The organism is Rivularia sp. UHCC 0363 (genome assembly GCF_034931125.1).
Lineage (GTDB): Bacteria > Cyanobacteriota > Cyanobacteriia > Cyanobacteriales > Nostocaceae > Rivularia.
This window is the reverse complement of sequence record NZ_JAYGHM010000001.1, coordinates 121,651-127,254: the sequence shown is the minus strand read 5'-3', so window position 1 is coordinate 127,254 and position 5,604 is coordinate 121,651. Positions and strand designations below refer to the sequence as shown.

General features: G+C 38.5%; 6 protein-coding genes. 2 read left to right on the top strand and 4 right to left on the bottom strand.

The window, feature by feature from the left end:
- Nucleotides 1–114 precede the first annotated feature (114 nt).
- The 4 genes from VB797_RS00515 to VB797_RS00500 form a co-directional block, all read right to left on the bottom strand.
- Nucleotides 115–372 carry a hypothetical protein gene (locus VB797_RS00515; RefSeq protein WP_323235656.1) on the bottom strand — a complete coding sequence of 86 codons (258 nt, stop codon included), beginning with the start codon at nt 370–372 and terminating at the stop codon, nt 115–117.
- A gap of 38 nt (nt 373–410) precedes the next feature.
- Nucleotides 411–626 carry a DUF3134 family protein gene (locus VB797_RS00510; protein WP_323235655.1) on the bottom strand — a complete coding sequence of 72 codons (216 nt, stop codon included), beginning with the start codon at nt 624–626 and terminating at the stop codon, nt 411–413.
- A 592-nt stretch (nt 627–1,218) separates the two neighbouring features.
- Nucleotides 1,219–3,246, bottom strand: a complete 2,028-nt coding sequence (locus VB797_RS00505; RefSeq protein WP_323235654.1) for an NACHT domain-containing NTPase — start codon at nt 3,244–3,246, stop codon at nt 1,219–1,221.
- A gap of 378 nt (nt 3,247–3,624) precedes the next feature.
- Entirely contained in the window at nt 3,625–4,026 is a 402-nt protein-coding gene (locus VB797_RS00500; protein ID WP_323235653.1) for a fasciclin domain-containing protein, read from the bottom strand.
- Between the two features lie 208 nt (nt 4,027–4,234).
- On the opposite strand from VB797_RS00500, the gene VB797_RS00495 reads away from it, so the two are divergent.
- Together VB797_RS00495 and mtnB are read left to right on the top strand one after the other, a co-directional pair.
- On the top strand, nt 4,235–4,867 hold the full coding sequence (locus VB797_RS00495; RefSeq protein WP_323235652.1) for an HAD-IB family phosphatase: 633 nt from the start codon (nt 4,235–4,237) through the stop codon (nt 4,865–4,867).
- A gap of 10 nt (nt 4,868–4,877) precedes the next feature.
- Nucleotides 4,878–5,498, top strand: coding sequence for a methylthioribulose 1-phosphate dehydratase (mtnB, locus tag VB797_RS00490; protein WP_323235651.1), 621 nt, complete (start codon nt 4,878–4,880; stop codon nt 5,496–5,498).
- Nucleotides 5,499–5,604 lie beyond the last annotated feature (106 nt).

The following is a 5,604-nucleotide window of genomic DNA, read 5'->3' as shown; positions in this document are numbered from 1 at the left end:
ACTCCCTACTCCCTACTCCCTAAGATAGGTAATCTTTTACCGGGATAGGACTAATTAAAATACCCCCACGAATAAATTCGGGGGGTTGAACAGTTAGATAAAAAGTGTATTTTGCTAACCTCGCACGGGTTCGAGGCTTGTTTCTTCCTCAAAAACATTTAACCCCCGGTTGGTCAATTCGACTAAAGCTTCTGGTTTAAACCGAATTGTGCCTGAACTTGAATGACGATAGCGTTCGCCAAGGAATACGGATAGTGTAATATTGCTTACATCGGGGTTGGAAATGCATCTCACTGTACAGATCTGCATTTTATTCTTGAAATAGGCAATAATGCGATCGCCAGCGCGAATATTTGATGCTTGAGTTTTCATACGTATTATGGTAACACTCTAACGGCTTGAAACATAAATTAATCTCGATCTAATTCTTCTTCGTCTATCAATTCTTCAATTTCATTTGTCGGCTTGTCATCATGGTACAGATCGGGTTCATGGGATTTGAACCGACCAGTACTTTGTATCCAGGTAAAAATAGATTCACTACCTCTCGGAGCAATAATCGATGCGGGGTGTCCTATTAGTTCTTGTTTAAGTGCGGGGTTTTTGTATTTCTTAGTTGTTTTCATTTTTGCTTATTTCCTAAGCGTGGTGTGTCATATATCTTGAAATCTTTCTTTTAGTTTTTTAGATTATTTAATTGCCTTTTTTCTTTGCTATGATGATTTATCAGTTAAATTTTTAAAGTTTTAAATATAGGAAAATATGCATAAAGTTGTTAAAATACTTTACGTCAGACTATATATGCAATTAGATAGATAAGCTCTAAACTTAATCTACTTGCCAATAATAGGACTAATAATAATGCATCAATACTAGCTAAATATCTCGTTCTAGAACTAAATAGCTAGTGCTTACTTTTAGCTAATAGTAAATGCAGTAACAAGAATCATAGCTCCAACTCTCACTAGTAGATAATCCTTTTGTTGCTCTGGTGATGGATGGTCTGTCAAATAAAAATCAAATTCAGTTGCCTAATTGTTGAGCATTCCCCTCTCATCAACGGTGTAGCCTCCTAAGAACGTATTTGCCTAAATGCTTCCATTACTATCGTTGAGGATAATGTTGCTGGAAGATATATTTTATTTTTTTATATTACAACTATAACATTTTTTTAAAGTTTTTGCTTGTAATATAAGTTTTTGATATAATTAAACGTTTTTAACGATGTGGGCTTGGTGAACCAAGAATCCTCATGTCGGGTTGAGGAGTGTCGATCCATTCCTTCTGCATTAGTTTTACCTGGGGTAATAACAAGGTAGTTTCAATTTGTTGACGCACTTCAACAGTGAGTTTACAGTTACTATTGAGGCAATCAACCAGCAACTGTTTGGCATCATAATAATGTTGCAGAACCTGCTGCTGCTCTGGGCTAAAGTGCCAGTGGGACTGGATGTTGGGATGTAGAGGGGTTTGAGTAAGACCGAGATAAAAAGCGCCAGTTGCAGCTAAAGTGGGTTGCGCTATAACTATTTGGGTTGTCCAAGTTAAAAATTCTTGCAGATAAGGGTCTGGGGCGATTAAAGCATCAATTTTTTGCTTCATCAACTGTACCAGAAAGTCCGCACTCCGCAACATAGCAGCGGTCAACAAAAAAATTTCACGCCATCGTGGTTCGGTAATGCGATCGACTAAACGTTCCAAGGCTGGCTCTAATGACTGTAAATGATTAGCAACGATTTTTCGGGCGGTAAGGTATTCTTGAAATGTTAAAGAGGAAAAAGAGAAAATTCCTCTGACCCGTTCCGTTAATAATCCATGCTGTAATTCGATCGCCTTGAGTACCACTTCACTATCGAGTTGTAATTCCTCTGGTTCGGTGGGACTATTTGGTAATTTACCGATAAAGTCGTTAATGTATTGTTCGACGGTTTGCTGTTCAAAAAGGTAATCGTCCCGTTCAAATGTCGCTGCGGCGATCTGACTCATTAGTTCGAGCTTTTGTGGCAATGAAAACCCTTGATAGAATTTATCCCGCTCAATGCCTTTAATTTCATCCCATTTGCCTAGAAGTAGCTCTAGACATTGTTTATAGAATTCGGTTCTGTTGTGAGGAAATTGTTTTTGACGATGAAACACCCAGCAAACAAGATGAAGAAATAAGGGAGTGATTGCGAGTCTACGGAATGGCAAGTTTTCGGGTAAATCCAGTTTTTCAATAAATTCATTTGCTAGATCCACCCGATCGCAATCGTTGGTTTTAGTAAATACTGCGAACCATTTTTGAGCAAAGCTAACAATTTGTGATTGACTAAAGGTTGTTATTTCAACATCGGTAAAGCCTTTGAGGCTTAATGATTTAGCAGCAGTTCGGCAGGTAACGATAAACAAATTTTGGGAATATTTCTCAGAAAATCGCCGAATTTCTTTTAATATTGCAGTGTTATCTCGGTGCAGCACTTCATCAAGTCCATCGAGTAACAGTAACATTCTGCCCTCACGCAGTATTTCGCTTAGGGAATGTTCTGAATCACCAGCGAATAACTCAGAACTAATATAGTTGAATAAACTCAACTCCCCTGTCTTTTGTGAATCGTCAGCAAAATCTCTCAGGGTGATGAACATGGGAACCCGATCGCTAGCAAAGTTGCCTTGGTTAGACTGTATGGCAAGATGTTGCAAAAAAGTTGTTTTACCAGACCCAGGTTTACCCAATATCCTCAACTTAGAATGAGTTTCGACTGCTTTCATTCCCGATATGTGTTGCTCAGACCGAAAGTCGCCGAAGCGGTCGAATTTTTTTAAATGATGATTCTTGAAGTCAGAAATATTTAACCACTGCTGACTGACAATCTCCTGCAAAATATTCACATCAACGTAAATATTTTCTATTCCAACAGGACGATTAGTATCTAGTAGTTGTAAAATGCCGCATTGGTCTTGAATTCGATCTCGACGCTGCGATCGCACTTTGTTTACCAGCGCATTAATATTTATAGATGTTTGTCCTAATCCAGACTCGGCTGGAGGATTGGCAGCAGTTTCACGCCAATTTAATTCTAAAACAGAGCAAATTTCAATAAAAGTATAGCGTTCGATCGGACGACCTGTAAAAAATCTCCAAACTGGCTGGCGAGTTTTTAGATTAACTTCTCCTGCCAGATTTTCTTGAGTCCAACCTTTATCGGTAAAAGCTCTTTTCGCTTGCTTGATACCAATTGGCGATGCCTGGAGTGAGCGTTTTGCCACGAAAAAAAGACCTAATCCAAGTTTTTTGTCAAGATATTGTAGAAGCTCTAAATAATTTTTAAATATATTCTCGAACTTCTACTCTTGCATTGTAACGTTTGGTTGCCACTTAGGATACAAAATCAAGTTAATTGCATGACAATAACAGTTCAAACCCTTTACCGATGAGAACTGTAGATATATTTATATAAGTTTAGGTTAATTTCTAATTTTTGCTTTGCGATCGCATTGGTGGAGATGATCATAAGCAATAGTCGTTCCAATTAATTTTAATAGTGGAAGCATCTCGCTCGCTATAAGCAAGCTACGAGGGAGCAAGACACGGACACTACTAAAATTTTCTTAATTTGAAACGACTATACTATCCGATTTGATCGCTTAGGAAGGCATCAAAACTGTGTCAATAACGTGAATCACACCGTTATCAGTGTCAATATCTGCCTGGGAAACTTTGGCATCATTGATTTTGACACCATTGCTAGCATCGATTTTTATTTCTGAACCTTCAACAGTTTTAGCTGATTTTAGCTTAGCTGCGTCAGCTGCCATAACCTTGCCTGAAACAACGTGATAGGTCAAGATTTTTTTGAGTTGAGGAATATCCTTAAGTAGTCCATCAACTGTACCTTCAGGAAGCTTCGCAAATGCATCATCGCTGGGTGCGAAAACGGTGAATGGACCTTTACCTTTAAGAGTATCTACTAAACCAGCAGCTTTAACAGCAGCAACTAAAGTGTTAAAAGAACCAGCACTAACTGCGGTATCTATGATATCAGCCATTTTTTTCACCCTTTATGTAATTCGCTTACAAAAATTATCATGACATCCTGCTGTTAGAAATCGTGTTTGAGTTAATGTTTGAGTAATGTATAACTTGTATGACTTGTTATAAAACGATACAAATATTTACAAAAAAAAGGATCAAATTTTACTGAATAAATTGCTTTTTAATGGAAGGAGAAGCTTTTTGTAATCTTGCTCGAATCAAATGTACAAGCGAATCATCTTTTGCGACTTTGACGGTACTATCACAGCGGAAGAAACCTTTGTTGCTGTATTAAAAAAATTTTCACCAGAGGTCTCACAACAATTAATTTCTCAAATGTACGCGCAAAAATTAACGCTACGGGAGGGAGTCAAGCAGATTTTAGAATCAATTCCATGTTCGCGTTACCCGGAAATAGTGGAATTTACGCGCAACAAGCCGATACGTGCGGGATTTGCAGAATTTATAGATTTTTTGAGAGTCAACAACGTTCCTTTAGTTATCGTTTCTGGTGGGCTGCGGAGTATTATAGAAATTGTTTTAGGAGATCTACTCGAACAAGTTTGGGCAATTCACGCTGTCGATTTAGATATTAGCGGTGAATATTTACAGGTAAATTCCGAGTTTGAACAAGGTGACGAATTAGTTGCCAAAGTCAAGGTGATGGAAAAGTATCCCAGTAATGAGAAAATTGCTATAGGTGATTCGCTAACAGATCTAAATATGTCCTTGGAAGTGCGAACGGTATTTGCTCGCGATCGTTTAGTAAAGTATCTAAAGGAATATTCCAAACCATATATTCCCTGGAATGACTTTATAGATATACGCGATTACTTAGAAGACTTGTGGAATTAATTTTTACATTATGTACAGTACAACTTTAGCAGACCCCCGTATTGATTTAGTCAATGCTGCATCTCTCTTTTATCAGCACGGTTGGATGGTAGGAACTGCGGGAAATCTTTCAACTCGTTTACCCGATGGCAGTTTTTGGATTACAGCGAGTGGATGCTTGAAGGGAGAATTGACGGTTGATAATTTCGTTCGAGTTTATCCCGATGGAAGAGTAGAATCTTCAGCTAATTCAAAGCCTTCATCAGAAACTTCTATTCATCAATGTATATATAACTTGTTTCCAGAAGCGCAAGCCTGCTATCACATCCATTCAGTAGAAGCAAACTTAGTTTCTAGCTTAGCAGAAACAGGTAAACTGCCTCTACCATCATTAGAAATGTTGAAAGGTTTGGGAATTTGGGAAGAAAATCCTTGTTGCTTAATGTCAGTTTTCCACAATTATCTCCAGGTTGATCGCATTGCAGATGAAATCAAAGAACGTTTTAGCACTAATCCTCCCAAAATACCAGCTTTACTGATTCGCAACCACGGTGTAACTGTTTGGGCAGAATCTACCGTACAAGCACGGGTTTACATTGAAGTATTAGAGTATATTTTCCGCTACATGGTAGCAGCACGGAAGATGGGATGAGGGATGGGGATGGGGAGATGGGGAGATGGGGGCATGGGGAGAGCCGAAGATAGATAGCGAGCGAGACGCTCGCACTCCCTATTTCCTATTCCCTAATTCCCTAATT